The following is a 13,252-nucleotide window of genomic DNA, read 5'->3' as shown; positions in this document are numbered from 1 at the left end:
CCCCATCCGGATGCTGTGATACGCCGGCCCTGTTCAGCCCTTGCGCCCCTGCGTCGCGACGCCTTCGATGAAGTACCGCTGCCCGAACGCGAACAGGATGAGCATCGGCACCGTGACGATGAGTGAAGCGACCATCACGTACTGGTAGTCGCCGTGGCCGCCGGCCGTCGGGCTGTACTTGGTCATGGCGTAGGCGATGCCGAGCGGCGCGGTGAACTCGTCGACAGAGCCGGCGTTCAGGTAGATCAGCGCCGAGTACAGGTTGTTCCAGCTCGCCTGGAACTCGAACAGGAACACGATCACGAACGACGGCACCGACAGCGGCATCGCGATGCGCCAGAACAGGCCCCAGTAGCTCGCGCCGTCGAGGCGCGCGGCCTCGAACAGCTCGCGAGGCAGCCCGAGATAGAACTGGCGCTGCAGGAAGATGTAGAAGGCCGAGCCGAACAGGTTCATGCCCCACAGCGGCACCCAGGTGCCCAGCAGCCCAGTCTCCTTCCAGATCAGGTAGATCGGGATCATGGTCACGGCGCCGGGCAGCATCATGGTCGCGAGCACCAGGCCGAACAGCAGCCCCCGCCCGGGGAACTTGAAGTACGCGAAGCCGAAGGCGACGATCGAGCTCGACACGGCCACCGCGGTGGCGGCGAGCAGGGCGATCGCGACGCTGTTCCAGAGCCAGCTCATCAGCGGCAGCTGGTTCCACACCTCGATGTAGTTCTCGGGAACGAACGTCTTCGGGATCAGCGAGTTGTCGAACACCTCGCCGCGGGGCTTGAAGCTCGCCGCGAGCAGCCACGCGAACGGGTAGAGGAACAGCAGCCCGAAGCCGACGAGGATGATCGTCAGCACGATCCGCGCGGCGAAGCTGCGCGGCTGGCTCATGCTGCGGCGCCACTTCGAGCGCTTCGGCACCGTGTTCACGACCGTCGACGGGTCTGGCCTCTCGCCGTCGCTCCGGCGGGGCAGATTCTGAAGCGGCGTCGCCATCAGCGGTCTCCCTCGTAGTAGACGAAGCGGTTGCCGAACTTCACCTGGATGACCGTGATGACCATGATGATCACGAAAAGCAGCCAGGCCATGGCCGCGGCGAACCCGAAGTTGAACTGCCGGAAAGCCTGCTGGAACAGGTAGATCGCGTAGAACAGCGACGCCTCGGGCGATGAGTTGCTCTGGTCACGCCAGAACAGCAGGTACGCCTGGTCGAAGATCTGGAACGCCGCGATCGACAGCACGATGACGTTGAAGAACATGGCGCCCGAGATCATCGGCAGGGTGATCGAGAAGAACTTGCGCACACTGCCGGCGCCGTCGAGCGACGCCACCTCGTACAGCTCGGTCGGCACGTTCTTCAGCGCCGCGAGGAAGATCACCATGGTCCCGGCGACCGTCCACAGCGTCATGATCACGATGCTGGGCTTGACCCATGCCGGGTCGACCAGCCACTGGGGCCCTTCGATGCCGAAGAGGCGCAGGAACTCGTTGATCACGCCGGTGTTGCCGTTCAGCAGCAGGAAGAACACCGCGGCCGTCGCGACCGCGGGGGTCATCTTGGGCAGGTAGTACAGGGTGCGGAAGACACCGGCACCGCGACCAACCCGATTGAGCAGCATGGCCAGCACGAGCGCGAAGATGATTTCCAGAGGCACCGCCATCACAACGTAGAACAGGGTGTTGCCGAGCGACACCATCACGCGCGGGTCGTCGAACAGCTCGGCGTAGTTGTCGATGCCGACCGGGCGGGCGGTGTTGGTGGCGAGGTTGTAGTTGCTGAACGAGATGTACAGGCTGTAGATCATCGCGCCTGCGGTGAACACCAGGAACCCGATGATCCACGGCGTGATGAAGAGGTACCCGGCGATCGCCTCGCGCTTGTTGTAGCGGTCGCGCGCCGGTTTCGGACCGCGCCGGAACCATCGCCGCTTCTTCTGGGCCTGCTGCTCTGCCGGGACGAGTGCCTCCGGCGTCGTCGTTATGCTCATCTGCCGCTCCCGCCGTATTCGCACCCACGCGCCACGACGAGGGCATCCGCTGCGCCGGCGCGCGCACGACAGAGCGCGACGGGGGACGACTGGCACGTGTGCATGACCAGACGCTACTGTCGCGTTGCGCTTTCAGGACGGCCCTTGCCAGGCGGCTCACAGACGTGCATCATTAGCGGAATGGCGCCCGCAGGGGTTGTTCTCGGGGCTGGTCAGACGGGATTACCGCACGACGACCGCCGACGGGTGCCGATCTCCTGACCGTGAAGGCGGGCCCGTGTCGACTCACCTCGTGCTGCAGGGCGCGGTCGGCAGCGTGCGGGTGCTTCGACGCGACGGGCGGCTGCTCGTCGAGAAGCGGATGCGCGACCGCACGCGTCACGACACCGAGGTGACGGCGCTTCGCGCGCTGCAGGGCAGCGGCCTTCCGGTGCCCGAGATCGTCTCGGTCGAGCCGGGGGCGATCCTGATGACTCTGCTGCCAGGCGAGCGTCTCGACGCCGGCACACCGGATGCACGGGTCGCGGCGCTTCGCACCTCGGCTTCACTCCTGCGCCGCCTGCACGCGCTTCCTGTTCCGCCGGGGCTGCCTGGTGCGCCGGACGATGCGCTGATCGTCCGGCGCTATCGCGACGCCGGCGGTCCGCCTCTGCCTCTGGCGATTCCGGAGCGGCATCCGGAGGTCTTCTGCCACGGTGACTGGACCGATGCGAACGTGCTCGCGGTCGACGGAGAGATCACGGCGATCGTCGATTGGGAGGCCGCGCATGCGGGCGACCCGATGCGCGAGCTTTCTCGTGCGGCGTGGGGCGCCGCGCAGAAGGACCCTCGTTCGTTCGACGCACTGGTCGAGGGGTACGGCGCCGACCCCGCCGAGGCCCGCGCGTGGGCGCCGATCCACGCCGCCGAGCTGTGGCTGTGGTTCCGGCAGGCGGGCCCGCCGGAGTACTTCGAGCGGCTCACCGCTCAGCTCAGGCGGTGGGCGGGGTGAGCGTGCGGATGGCGGCACGTTCGCAGTTCAGGTCGCATGTGCGGATCTGGCCCTCATCGGTCGCTGGAAGGCAGGATCCGGCCAGGTTCTCCTGAGTTGTGAACGCGCGGACCGGGCGCCGACCGTCGTGACGATGCGCGACCGGCCGGGTCAGCCGGTCCGCACCTCGAAGCCGGCACCTTCGAGCGTCGCGCGCTGATCGCCGGTCGCGGCGGGGTCGGTGATCACGAGCGGGAACAGCTCGGCGCCGCCGACGTGCGCGAAAGCCGTGCGTCCGATCTTCGAGGCGTCGGCGACGATCACGGCGCGGGCGGCGCGCGCGGCCATCAGGCGGTTGACGGCGGCCTCGGCCTCGTCGTGCGTGCTGCCGCCGGCTTCTGCCGACAGGCCATTGACGCCGATGAAGGCGATGTCGAGCCGGATGCCCCCGAGCAGCTGCTCGACGAAGGGGCCGACGAGCTCGAAGCTGCGGCGGTGGATCACGCCGCCGGTGACGACGACCTTGAACTCGGGGCGCATCGCCAACTGGGCGGCGATGTTGACGGCGTTCGTGACGACCGTGAGGCCGTGGTCTGCGAGGTCGTCGCGGGCGGCGAGCGCGGTGGCGATCGCGTTGGTGGTCGTGCCGCCCGAGAGCCCGACGACCTGGCCGGGCTCGACGAGTGCAGCGGCGACCGCCGCGATCTGCTCCTTCGCTCCCGTGCCGTGGTGGCTGCGGTACCGGATGGGCAGCTCGTACGCGACCGACTGGGCCACCGCCCCGCCGTGCGTGCGCGTCAGCAGCCGGCGCTCGGCGAGGCTGTCGAGGTCGCGGCGGGTGGTGGCTGCCGACGCGCCGAAGCGCTCGACGAGCTCGTCGACGCTCACCTCACCTTGGGCGGCGAGCAGATCGAGGATGGCGGTGAGTCGGGCGGCGCGCTTCATGTCGGGCTCAGTCTGACACTCAGTCCGCCACGAGGGCGAACAGGCGCAGCATGCGGGCCGCTTCCTCGGCGACCGCCTCACGCGCCGGCGTCAGGTACTTGCGCGAGTCGACGAGCTTCTCATCGGCGGCGAGCGTCTCGCGGATCGCCCGCGTGAAGAAGCCGTTCAGGTGGGTCGAGACGTTGATCTTCGTCATTCCGGCGCGCACGGCCTGCACGATCACGTCGTCTGAGACACCGGACGAGCCGTGCAGCACGAGCGGGATGTCGCAGCCGGTGCGGCCGATGCCGTGGAGGGCGCTCTTGAGGCGTGCGATCAGGTCGATGTCGAGCGATGCCGAGCGATCGAGCATGGCGTGCGACGAGCCCACCGCGACCGCGAGCGAGTCGACGCCGGTGGCCTCGACGAACGCGCGGGCCTCGTCGGGGTCGGTGCGCACTCCAGGGGCGTGAGCGCCGTCCTTGCCGCCCACCTCGCCCAGCTCGGCCTCGATGTAGACGCCGGCGGCGCGGGCGCGCGATGCCACGGCTGCGGTGATCTCGACGTTCTGCTCGTACTCGAGCTTGCCGCCGTCGAACATGACCGACCCGAAGCCGAGCTCGATGGCCTCATCGACGAGCTCGGGGCGCTCGGCGTGATCGAGGTGCACGGCGACGGGTGTCTTGGCGCGGCGGGCGATGGCGAGCGTGGCCCAGCCGATCGGCTCGAGGCCGCCGTGGTAGTCGGCGCAGTTCTGCGAGATCTGCAGGATGACCGGCAGGCCGGCGCGCTCGGACGCCGAGACGAGCGCCTCTGCCGTCTCGAGGTGGATCACGTTGAACGCGCCGATGCCGGTGCCGGCTGATGCGGCCGACCGCATCAGTTCGCGTGCGGATGCGAGGGTCATCGGATCTCCTTCGGGTTGTTGCGGTCGGTGAGCGTGAGGGCGGCCTCGAGGTCGGGCCAGGACGGGTGGATCGAGCCGGCGAGCGGCATGAGCACCGCCGCGGCCGACCAGGCGGTCGCGCGGCGCAGGATCTGCGCCGGGTCTTGAACGCCGGCGTCCATCAGCACGGCGCACGCCGCGACGCCGGCATCCCCCGCCCCCGTCGGGTTGCCGGCAAGCGGCTCGCCGAGGCGGGCGTGCAGCACCGAGAGGCCGCCGGATGCCGTGGGCGAGACGGCCAGCATCCCCTCAGCCCCGAGCGAGAGAAGCACGAGCTCGGCGCCGCGGCGGATCAGCTCGCGTGCGCCGTCGATCGGGTCGTCGAGACCGGTCGCGTCGCGCAGCTCGTGCTCGTTGGGCTTGAGAACGGATGCCCCGGCATCCGCCGCCGCGAGCAGCGCAGGTCCCGACGTGTCGGCGATCACCGTCACGCCGGCGGCGCGGCCGAGGCGGATCAGGCCGGGCAGCGCGTCGTCCGGGATGCCGGGAGGCAGGCTCCCCGAGATCACCAGCACCCGCGCGGGGCCGGCGGGATGCGGGCCGGCGAGGGCAGCGGCGACGGCATCCCGAAGCGCCTGCCACTCGGACGCGGAAGGAGCGACGCCCCGCTCGTTGACGACCGTCGTGTCGCCGAGGGACTCATCGACCAGGGCGACGCTGCGGCGCGTCGCCGCCTCGACCGGAACGAGCACGCGCGGCACGCCCGACGACCCGAGCTCAGACGCGAACTCCGCGCCGGTCGCTCCGCCTGCGGTCGTCACCGCGACCACCGGCGCACCCTGCGCGTGCGCGACCCGTGCGACGTTGAGGCCCTTGCCTCCGGCACGCACCTGCCCGGCATCGGCCCGGTGCGTGCCGCCGACGGCGAGCGACGCGACGTGCCAGGTGAGATCGAGCGCCGGATTCGGCGTGACGGTGATGATCATGCGCGAGCCGCCTGCCTGGCGCGCAGCGCCGATCCGAGGATCCCTGCGTTGCCCGACAGCTCGGCCGGCACCAGCTCGGGGATGCGGTGGAAGCTCAGGCGATCGGAGAGACGGGCGCGCAGCTCGTCGAACAGCGCGCCGCCGGCGCGCGACAGCCCGCCGCCGATCACCACGGCCTGCGGCGCGATCACCGCAGTCAGCTGCGCGATCGACATGGTGAGCGCGTCGAGTGCGTCGTTCCAGATGCCCGCTGCCGTCTCGTCTCCGGCGGCGGCACGGGCGATGACCTCGCGCGCCCCGTCGACGACCTCGCCGGTGGCATCGGTATAGCGGCGCGAGATCGCACCGGCCGAGGCGACGGCTTCGAGGCATCCGCGTGCGCCGCACGGGCAGGGCCATTCCCCGATGGGCGAGTGACCGATCTCGCCCGCGTAGCCGCCGGCGGTGTACGGGCGTCCGTCGATGAGCAGCGCCCCGGCGATGCCGGTGCCGATGATCAGCACGACCGCGTTCGCGTAGTCGCGAGCGCCGCCGAGCACGTGCTCGGCCCAGCTCGCCATCCGCACGTCGTGGTCGAAGGCCACGGGCATCCCGAATCGGGCGGCCATCAGGTCGCGCATCGGCGCGTCGCGCCAGCCGAGGTTGCTGCTGAACACGCCGATCCCGCGCTCGGGGTCGACGATGCCCGGTACGACGAGGCCGATCGCCTCTGGCACGACGTCCGGATGCTGTGCACGCAGCTCATCCGACAGTTCAGCGAGCCGGTCGATCAGGCGCGCGGGGCTGTCGTCGCCGCCGGCCGGAGTGGGCGTGCGGCGCAGCCCGAGAGCCGTGCCGTCGGCGTCGAACAGCGCCGACTTGATGTCGGTGCCGCCGACGTCGAAGGCGAGCACGGGCACGCCAGCGCCGATCGTCACGGCGCGCGCGAGCCGCTCGCCTGATTCGTCGCTGATCACCTCGGGGATGCCGCTCTCATCGGACATGCGCGTGCTCCGTCGTCGGTTCGGGCCGGGGTCAGTCGTCGAGGATCACCGAGCGGGTGAGGTTGCGCGGCTGATCGGGGTCGAGGCCCTTCGCGACGGCCCGGTCGAGAGCGACGCGGTGCAGCCGGACGAGGTCGGCCATCGGGTCGATCGCGTGCTGCACGAAACGTGCTCCCGTCGCCTCGACCTGCGCCTGCAGGCCGTCGGGCGCGGCACCCAGCTGCCAGGTGATGCGGCCGGGGGCGGCGATCGCGATCGGGCCGTGGCGGTACTCCATCGAGCTGTACGACTCGGTCCACGACTGCGACGACTCGCGCATCTTCAGGGCGGCCTCATGTGCGAGCCCCATGGCCCAGCCCATGCCGAGGAAGCTGTACTGCTCGGCCTCGGCGAGCGCCGCATCGTCCGTGCCCTCGAGCACGGCCTGTGCGTCGGCGATCGCGCCGTCGAGGTCCTCACCGAGCGAGGCGCGGAACAGCGCGAGCGCGGTGGTGGCGAAGCGGGTCTGCACGACTGACTGCTCGTCGGCGAAGGGCAGCCCGATCACGGTGTCGGCCAGGTCGACCAGCGGCGAGGTGGTGTCGCCGACGACGGCGATGACAGGAGTGGCGCCCGTGACGCGCTCGGTCAGCTCGAGCACCTCGGTCGTCGTACCGGAGCGGGTGAGCGCGACGATCGCGTCGTAGCTGCGCCCGAACGGGAACTCGGAGGCCGTGAAAGCGTCGGTCTCGCCGTGACCGGCGGTCTCGCGCAGCGCGGCGTAGGACTGGGCCATGAACCACGAGGTGCCGCAGCCGACGACGGCGATGCGGGCGCCGGATGCCGGAAGCAGAGCCTGCTCGTCGCGCATCGCGGCGGCGCGCGCCCAGGTCTCAGGCTGCGAGGTGAGCTCCGCGCGCATGTGCGCGCCGGCGGTGGTGGTCATGGCAACTCCTGGATGCAAGATTGTGACGCTTATTCGTTCTAACGATCATATTGTGCCATGGAAAGTGCGTCCACTGAAGCGCCGCGGGTATGGGCCTCCCTGCCGCCCCGGGTCACCGGCTCTCGGATCACGGCGATCAAGCAATCACAACTCAGGAGAATCCGGCCGGAACTGGCGGCGGGCACGCCGCGACGGGCAGAGGTGGCCCGGGTTTCCTGAGTTGTGAACGCCCAGCCTCTGCAGGACGCCGCGAATCAGCGGTTCTCGGCCGCCTCAGTGTGGTGCCGGATGACCTCGGCCACCACGAAGTTGAACCACTTCTCGGCGAACTCCGGATCGAGGTGCGCCTCTTCGGCGAGCGCGCGCAGCCGAGCGGTCTGCTGCTCTTCGCGGCCGGGGTCGGATGCGGGCATCTCGTGCTCGGCCTTGAGCCTGCCGACCTGCTGCGTGCAGCGGAACCGCTCGGCGAGCATGAAGATCAGTGCGGCGTCGATGTTGTCGATGCTGGCTCGCAGGCGCAGCAGTTCTGCGCGCGCCGCCTGCGCGTCGTCCGTTCCCACAGCGTCAGCTGTGCCCGGCGTCGGTGCGACCGGTGTGGGTGTCGTCACCGGGGTACGTGCCGTCGGTGTACTCGCCTTCGTCCTCTTCGACCAGGCGGCTGGCGCGGTGCTCTGCCGAGGCATCCGGCCTGCCGCTCTCAGTCAGGTCGGCGTCGGTGTACTGTCCCTCGCCGTGGTGGGGGTGGTGCACCTCGCGACCATCGGCCGAGTAGACGCCATCGGTGTACTCGCCGTCGACCTGACCGGGGCGCGTGTCGGCGTGATGCGCGACCGCCGTTCCGTCGGCGTGATCGGCGTCGGTGTACGAGCCCTCGACGGGTTCGGATGCGTCGTGTGCGTGTTCGTCGGACATGAGATCCTCCAGATACTCGGTCGCACTTCTCACGATAGTCAACCCCGCGTGGGTATGACAGGGCGCGATGGGCGGCCGCCCTAGAGTATTCGCCATGAGCATCGAAGATCCGTCGTCGCCCACCGGCCGCGGCGACAGCGCCGAGTCGCGCGCCTCCTCCCGAGCAGCTCGGGCGGCCGACGCCGCTCAGGCCGCCGAGGTCGGGGCGGCCGCGCAGGCCGACGCCGCGGCGACCTCGGCTGACGCGGCGGCGGCTGCCGAGACCGGGGCGACGACCGGCGCCATCAAGGCGGCGGAGGCGGCGGAAGCCGCTGCGCATCCGTCTCCTGCCGATGCGCCCACCCCGCGCCGTTCGACCTGGACACGCATGGACAGGCCGTTCCGCCTCGGCTTCCTGCTGACGCTCGGCGGGCTGTCGGCCTTCCTGCTGGCGATCGCGCTCACCAACCTCTCGACGGTGCTCGTGTACGTCGCGTTCGCCCTGTTCGCCGCTCTGGGTCTGAACCCGGCCGTGCGCCTGCTCGAGCGACGCGGCCTCTCCCGCGGCCTCAGCGTCGCGACTGTGATCGTCGCGCTGGTCGTGGCCGTGGGTCTCGTGCTCGTCATGATCGTGCCGATCGTCGTCGAACAGGTCGCGTCGTTCGTGAAGTCGGTGCCAGAGGTCGTCGACCAGTTCATGCACACCGACCTGTACCTGCTGCTCGAGAAGCAGTTCGGAGACCAGATCGGCAAGCTGCTCTCCGATGGCGAGAAGCTGCTCACCGACGGCAAGACGCTGACGGCTCTGGGCGGCGGCGCCCTGAAGGTCGGCACATCGATCGCGGAAGGCATCTCGGCCTTCGTGATCGTCTTCGTGCTGACGCTGTACTTCGTCGCCGGCCTTCCCGGCATCATCACCGCGACGCTGCGACTGGCCCCGGCACGCAAGCGCCAGCAGGCTCGCGACATCGTCGATCAGATCACCGAGTCGGTGGGCGGGTACGTGCAGGGCATGGTCATCCTGGCGTTCGCGAACTCGATGATGGCCCTGGTGCTGTACCTGATCCTGGGGCTTCCGTTCCCGCCGCTGATGGCGGTCGTCGCATTCCTCGTGACGCTGATCCCCCTGGTCGGTCCGCTTCTCTTCCTCGCCATCGGCACCGTCGTCGCGGTGCTCGCCAACCCCGTCAACGCGCTCATCTTCGGCGTCGTGTACCTGATCTACATCCAGATCGAGGCATACGTGCTGACCCCGAAGGTGATGAACCGCACGGTCTCGGTGCCGGGCCTGCTCGTCGTGATCGGCGCGCTGGTCGGCGGCACCCTACTGGGCCTGCTCGGAGCCCTCGTCGCGGTGCCGGCCACGGCATCCATCCTCATCGTCCTGAACCAGATCTTCATCCCCCGACAGGACGAGCGGGTCTGAAAGCACGGAAGAGGCCGGGTGGGCGAACCCACCCGGCCTCTTCCGGTCTCAGCTGAAGATCAGATGAGGCCCTTGTCCTTCAGCCAGGCCTTGGCGATCTCCGGCGCCGACTTCTCGTCGACCGTGCTCTGCACGTTCATGTCGACGAGGTCTTCGGCGCTCAGCTCGGCGCTGATGCCGTCGAGCACATCGCCAACCTTGTCTGCGATGTCGCTCGAGACGATCGGCACGACGTTCGACGCGAGGATCATGTTCTCGGGGTCTTCGAGAGCGACGATGTCCTGGGTCTTGAAGGCCGGGTCTGCGGTGTAGATGTCGGCGACCTGCACGGTGCCGGCGAGCAGCGCGTCGAGCGTGCCCTGACCGGTCGCCGAGAACTTCAGGTCGATGCCGTACGCGTCTTTCGCGCCGGCCGGACCGTAGGGCCGCTGCTCGAACTCGGGGGCGGCGCCGATCGTGGCCGGCTCCTTGAGCTTCGACAGGTCGGCGATCGTGGTGAGCTCGTTCTCGTCGGCGAACGACTTCAGCACCGTGTAGGTGTCCTGATCGCTGGCGTCGGCGAACTGCAGCGCGGTGAGCTCGTCGGGCAGTGCGTCCTTGAGGGCGGCGAAGACGTCGTCGGGGCTGGTGGCCGTCGCCTCCTTGTCGAGGAACTCGAGCAGGTTGCCGGTGTACTCGGGGAAGACGTCGATGTTGCCCGACTCGACCTCGGGCATGTACGCGTCGCGCTGGCCGATGTTGAACTTGCGCTCGACCGTGAAGCCGGCGTCTTCGAGCCCCTGGGCGTAGATCTCGGCGATGATCTCGTTCGAGTAGTACGCCTGCGAGCCGACGACGATCGTGTCGCCGCCCTTGTCGCCGCCCGTGTCGCCGGTCGGCTTGTCGAGCGGGTTGGCGTTCGATCCGCACCCGGCGAGCGCGAGAGCGGCGATGACGGCGACACCGGCGGTGAGAGCGGTGCGGGTCTTGCTGTGGGTGGACATGACGTGCCTTTCGGTGGGGATCAGGCGGGAGCGGATGCCACGCGGCGAGCGCGTGACCTGGAGGAAGGGGTTCGGGATGCCGGGGCGCGCAGACCCCTGGGCACGGCAGCTCGCTGCGCGAGCGCCATGAGAAGGTCGACGATGAGGGCGAGAGCGGCCACGAGGATCGCCCCGCCGAGCACCTGGTCGAATCGGCTGAGGGGGATGCCCTGGATGATGGGCCACCCGAGTCCGCCGAGGTTGACGTACGCGGCGATGGTGACGGTGGCGATCACCTGCAGCAGCGCAGAGCGCAGGCCCCCGATCAGCAGCGGGAGGCCGAGGCGCAGTTCGACCTTGGTGAAGATCTGCCACTCGGTCATGCCCATCGCCCGCGCGGCGTCGATCACTCGGCGGTCGATCGCCTCGAGCCCGGTGTACGCGCCGGCGAGCAGGGACGGGATGGCGAGCAGCACGAAGGTGATGACAGCGGCGAGCGGTGTCTGCAGGATGCCGAGCACGAGCACCAGCAGCACCAGCAGACCGAACGACGGGATGGCGCGCGCGGCACCCGAGATGGCGACGGCGATCTCGCGGCCTCGGCCGGTGTGCCCGATGAGCCACCCGGCAGGCAGGGCGATTGCGGCGGCGACCACCACCGAGACGATCGTGTACAGAAGGTGCTGGCCGAGCAGGGTCGGCAGCGCGTACGTGCCCTCGAGCCGGTCGGGCGAGAACAGCCAGGCGAACGCGTCGGCGAAGAGGTTCATGCGCCCACCGCCTTCAGCCGGGCTCCGCGGGTCCGGATGGTCGCCGCGCGCGTCCACGGCATGAGCATGCGCCCCGCGAGCACGAGGACGAGATCGACGACCAGGGCGATGACGACCACCGCGACGACACCGGCGAGCACCTCGGGGATGAGCCTTCGCTGCTGCCCGTTGGTGAACAGGTAGCCGAGATTCGTGACGCCGATGAGGATGCCGACGGTCGCGAGCGAGATCGTCGACACGGCCGTCACCCGCAGCCCGGCGAGGATCACGGGGCCCGCGAGCGGCAGCTCGACGGCGAAGAAGCGCCGCGGCGCGGCGTAGCCCATCGCCGTCGACGCCTGCAGCACGTCGGCATCGACCGACTCGAGACCGTCGGCGACCGCGCGCACGAGGATCGCCACGGCGTAGATGGTCAGTGCGGCGATGAGGTTCTTCTCGCTGATCACCGAGTACCCGAGCGCCGCCGGCATGAGGATCAGCAGGGCGAGCGAGGGGATCGTGTACAGCAGCCCGGTCAGCACGATGACCGGGCCACGCACCAGACGGTAGCGCCACGCGACCCAGCCGAGCGGGACTGACAGCAGCAGGCCCAGCAGGATGGGGATCAGGCTCTGGCGCAGGTGGATCACCGTGAGCTCGACGATGAGCCCCAGGTTGTCCACCACCCAGCTCATTCCGGGTCCTCCACCAGGCGCCCCTGCGTGCGCCCCTCCGAGTCGACGACGACCGCGCCGTTCGGCGTCTGCTTGACCGTCAGTGCACGGCGGCCTCGTTCGGCGCCGATGAACGCCTCGACGAAGGCATCCGCCGGGTTCTCGATGATCTCGCTGGGGCTGCCCACCTGCACGATCCGCGCCCCGCGGTCGAGGATCACGACCTGATCGCCGAGCAGGAAGGCCTCGTCGATGTCGTGGGTGACGAAGACGACGGTCTTGTCGATTTCGACCTGCAGGCGGACCAGCTCCTGCTGCAGATCGGCCCGGACGATGGGGTCGACCGCGCCGAACGGCTCATCCATCAGCAGGATGTTCGGATCGGCGGCGAGCCCTCTGGCGACGCCGACGCGCTGCTGCTGACCGCCCGAGAGCTGGCTCGGATAGCGATCGGCGAGCGACCGATCGAGGCCGACCGTGTCGAGCATCTCGCGCGCACGCGCGTGGGCGTCGCGCCGCGAGACGCCCGTGAGCCGCAGCACCGTGGCGACGTTGTCGAGCACGGTGAAGTGCGGCATGAGACCGGAGTTCTGCATGACGTAGCCGATGCGCCGGCGCAGCGCGACCGGATCGCCGCCGAGCACGCTCTCCCCGTCGATCTCGACCTCGCCCGAGGTCGGCTCGACCATGCGGTTGATCATGCGCAGCAGCGTGGTCTTGCCGCATCCGGACGACCCGACGAACACGGTCGTCTTGTGCGACGGGATGACAAGACTGAAGTCGTCGACGGCGCGCGTGCCATCGGGGAACGTCTTGGTGACCGATCGGAACTCGATCATCGGCTCGCGACTCCTGCGGGGACAGCTCTCATGCACGTACCTCCTGGCATCCCTT

At 69.5% G+C, this 13,252-nt stretch carries 15 protein-coding genes; 2 read left to right on the top strand and 13 right to left on the bottom strand.

The genetic code is table 11. The annotated features are described in order from the left end of the window. Window positions 1-33: 33 nt before the first annotated feature. Together JOE67_RS08990 and JOE67_RS08985 are read right to left on the bottom strand one after the other, a co-directional pair. A complete protein-coding gene (locus tag JOE67_RS08990) occupies window positions 34-990 on the bottom strand; it encodes a carbohydrate ABC transporter permease (RefSeq protein WP_204975240.1) in 957 nt (318 codons plus the stop codon). Further along, window positions 990-1,982 (bottom strand): carbohydrate ABC transporter permease, encoded by a 993-nt coding sequence (locus JOE67_RS08985; protein WP_204975239.1) that lies wholly within the window; start codon window positions 1,980-1,982, stop codon window positions 990-992. The genes JOE67_RS08990 and JOE67_RS08985 overlap by 1 nt, the downstream gene beginning before the upstream one ends. Before the next feature lie 277 nt (window positions 1,983-2,259). Here JOE67_RS08985 and JOE67_RS08980 point away from each other — a divergent pair, with 277 nt between their 5' ends. Continuing rightward, entirely contained in the window at window positions 2,260-2,973 is a 714-nt protein-coding gene (locus JOE67_RS08980; protein ID WP_204975238.1) for a phosphotransferase, read from the top strand. 150 nt (window positions 2,974-3,123) lie between these two features. Here JOE67_RS08980 and JOE67_RS08975 read toward each other — a convergent pair whose 3' ends face one another. From JOE67_RS08975 to JOE67_RS08945, 7 genes are all read right to left on the bottom strand, one after another. Next, on the bottom strand, window positions 3,124-3,897 hold the full coding sequence (locus tag JOE67_RS08975) for a DeoR/GlpR family DNA-binding transcription regulator (protein ID WP_204975237.1): 774 nt from the start codon (window positions 3,895-3,897) through the stop codon (window positions 3,124-3,126). A gap of 19 nt (window positions 3,898-3,916) precedes the next feature. Beyond that, window positions 3,917-4,783: a class II fructose-bisphosphate aldolase gene (locus JOE67_RS08970; protein WP_204975236.1), complete on the bottom strand. Its 867-nt coding sequence runs from the start codon at window positions 4,781-4,783 to the stop codon at window positions 3,917-3,919. Continuing rightward, window positions 4,780-5,748 carry a 1-phosphofructokinase family hexose kinase gene (locus tag JOE67_RS08965; protein WP_204975235.1) on the bottom strand — a complete coding sequence of 323 codons (969 nt, stop codon included), beginning with the start codon at window positions 5,746-5,748 and terminating at the stop codon, window positions 4,780-4,782. The genes JOE67_RS08970 and JOE67_RS08965 overlap by 4 nt, the downstream gene beginning before the upstream one ends. Further along, entirely contained in the window at window positions 5,745-6,731 is a 987-nt protein-coding gene (locus tag JOE67_RS08960) for an ROK family protein (RefSeq protein ID WP_204975234.1), read from the bottom strand. Before JOE67_RS08960 ends, JOE67_RS08965 begins: the two co-directional genes overlap by 4 nt. A gap of 31 nt (window positions 6,732-6,762) precedes the next feature. After that, window positions 6,763-7,656, bottom strand: coding sequence for an SIS domain-containing protein (locus tag JOE67_RS08955; protein WP_204975232.1), 894 nt, complete (start codon window positions 7,654-7,656; stop codon window positions 6,763-6,765). Between the two features lie 254 nt (window positions 7,657-7,910). Continuing rightward, window positions 7,911-8,216, bottom strand: coding sequence for a chorismate mutase (locus JOE67_RS15660; protein ID WP_204975230.1), 306 nt, complete (start codon window positions 8,214-8,216; stop codon window positions 7,911-7,913). A 4-nt stretch (window positions 8,217-8,220) separates the two neighbouring features. Continuing rightward, on the bottom strand, window positions 8,221-8,568 hold the full coding sequence (locus tag JOE67_RS08945) for a hypothetical protein (protein WP_204975227.1): 348 nt from the start codon (window positions 8,566-8,568) through the stop codon (window positions 8,221-8,223). 94 nt (window positions 8,569-8,662) lie between these two features. Between JOE67_RS08945 and JOE67_RS08940 the strand changes: the two genes are divergently transcribed. After that, entirely contained in the window at window positions 8,663-9,973 is a 1,311-nt protein-coding gene (locus JOE67_RS08940; RefSeq protein ID WP_204975225.1) for an AI-2E family transporter, read from the top strand. A gap of 59 nt (window positions 9,974-10,032) precedes the next feature. Here the strand turns inward: JOE67_RS08940 and JOE67_RS08935 are convergent, their stop codons facing one another. From JOE67_RS08935 to JOE67_RS08920, 4 genes are read right to left on the bottom strand one after another with little or no spacing between them, the layout of a single operon-like run. Beyond that, window positions 10,033-10,956: an ABC transporter substrate-binding protein gene (locus tag JOE67_RS08935; RefSeq protein ID WP_204975223.1), complete on the bottom strand. Its 924-nt coding sequence runs from the start codon at window positions 10,954-10,956 to the stop codon at window positions 10,033-10,035. A gap of 20 nt (window positions 10,957-10,976) precedes the next feature. Then, the gene (locus JOE67_RS08930; protein WP_204975221.1) at window positions 10,977-11,705 is read right to left on the bottom strand and encodes an ABC transporter permease; all 729 of its coding nucleotides are present in this window, start codon (window positions 11,703-11,705) and stop codon (window positions 10,977-10,979) included. Beyond that, the gene (locus JOE67_RS08925; RefSeq protein ID WP_204975219.1) at window positions 11,702-12,379 is read right to left on the bottom strand and encodes an ABC transporter permease; all 678 of its coding nucleotides are present in this window, start codon (window positions 12,377-12,379) and stop codon (window positions 11,702-11,704) included. Before JOE67_RS08925 ends, JOE67_RS08930 begins: the two co-directional genes overlap by 4 nt. Beyond that, window positions 12,376-13,197, bottom strand: a complete 822-nt coding sequence (locus JOE67_RS08920) for an ABC transporter ATP-binding protein (RefSeq protein WP_204975216.1) — start codon at window positions 13,195-13,197, stop codon at window positions 12,376-12,378. Before JOE67_RS08920 ends, JOE67_RS08925 begins: the two co-directional genes overlap by 4 nt. Window positions 13,198-13,252: the final 55 nt, after the last annotated feature.

This window comes from Microbacterium esteraromaticum (genome assembly GCF_016907315.1).
GTDB lineage: Bacteria > Actinomycetota > Actinomycetes > Actinomycetales > Microbacteriaceae > Microbacterium > Microbacterium esteraromaticum.
Note: the sequence above shows the minus strand (reverse complement) of the source record. Positions and strands in the feature narration are given on the sequence as shown.

Coding starts and splice junctions, on each gene's coding strand:
- JOE67_RS08960 (WP_204975234.1), bottom strand. CDS start 6,731: ATGTCCGATGAGAGCGGCATCCCCGAGGTGATCAGCGACGAATCAGGC.
- JOE67_RS08925 (WP_204975219.1), bottom strand. CDS start 12,379: ATGAGCTGGGTGGTGGACAACCTGGGGCTCATCGTCGAGCTCACGGTG.
- JOE67_RS08985 (WP_204975239.1), bottom strand. CDS start 1,982: ATGAGCATAACGACGACGCCGGAGGCACTCGTCCCGGCAGAGCAGCAG.
- JOE67_RS08965 (WP_204975235.1), bottom strand. CDS start 5,748: ATGATCATCACCGTCACGCCGAATCCGGCGCTCGATCTCACCTGGCAC.
- JOE67_RS08990 (WP_204975240.1), bottom strand. CDS start 990: ATGGCGACGCCGCTTCAGAATCTGCCCCGCCGGAGCGACGGCGAGAGG.
- JOE67_RS08975 (WP_204975237.1), bottom strand. CDS start 3,897: ATGAAGCGCGCCGCCCGACTCACCGCCATCCTCGATCTGCTCGCCGCC.
- JOE67_RS08920 (WP_204975216.1), bottom strand. CDS start 13,197: ATGATCGAGTTCCGATCGGTCACCAAGACGTTCCCCGATGGCACGCGC.
- JOE67_RS08935 (WP_204975223.1), bottom strand. CDS start 10,956: ATGTCCACCCACAGCAAGACCCGCACCGCTCTCACCGCCGGTGTCGCC.
- JOE67_RS08945 (WP_204975227.1), bottom strand. CDS start 8,568: ATGTCCGACGAACACGCACACGACGCATCCGAACCCGTCGAGGGCTCG.
- JOE67_RS08940 (WP_204975225.1), top strand. CDS start 8,663: ATGAGCATCGAAGATCCGTCGTCGCCCACCGGCCGCGGCGACAGCGCC.
- JOE67_RS08930 (WP_204975221.1), bottom strand. CDS start 11,705: ATGAACCTCTTCGCCGACGCGTTCGCCTGGCTGTTCTCGCCCGACCGG.
- JOE67_RS08955 (WP_204975232.1), bottom strand. CDS start 7,656: ATGACCACCACCGCCGGCGCGCACATGCGCGCGGAGCTCACCTCGCAG.
- JOE67_RS08970 (WP_204975236.1), bottom strand. CDS start 4,783: ATGACCCTCGCATCCGCACGCGAACTGATGCGGTCGGCCGCATCAGCC.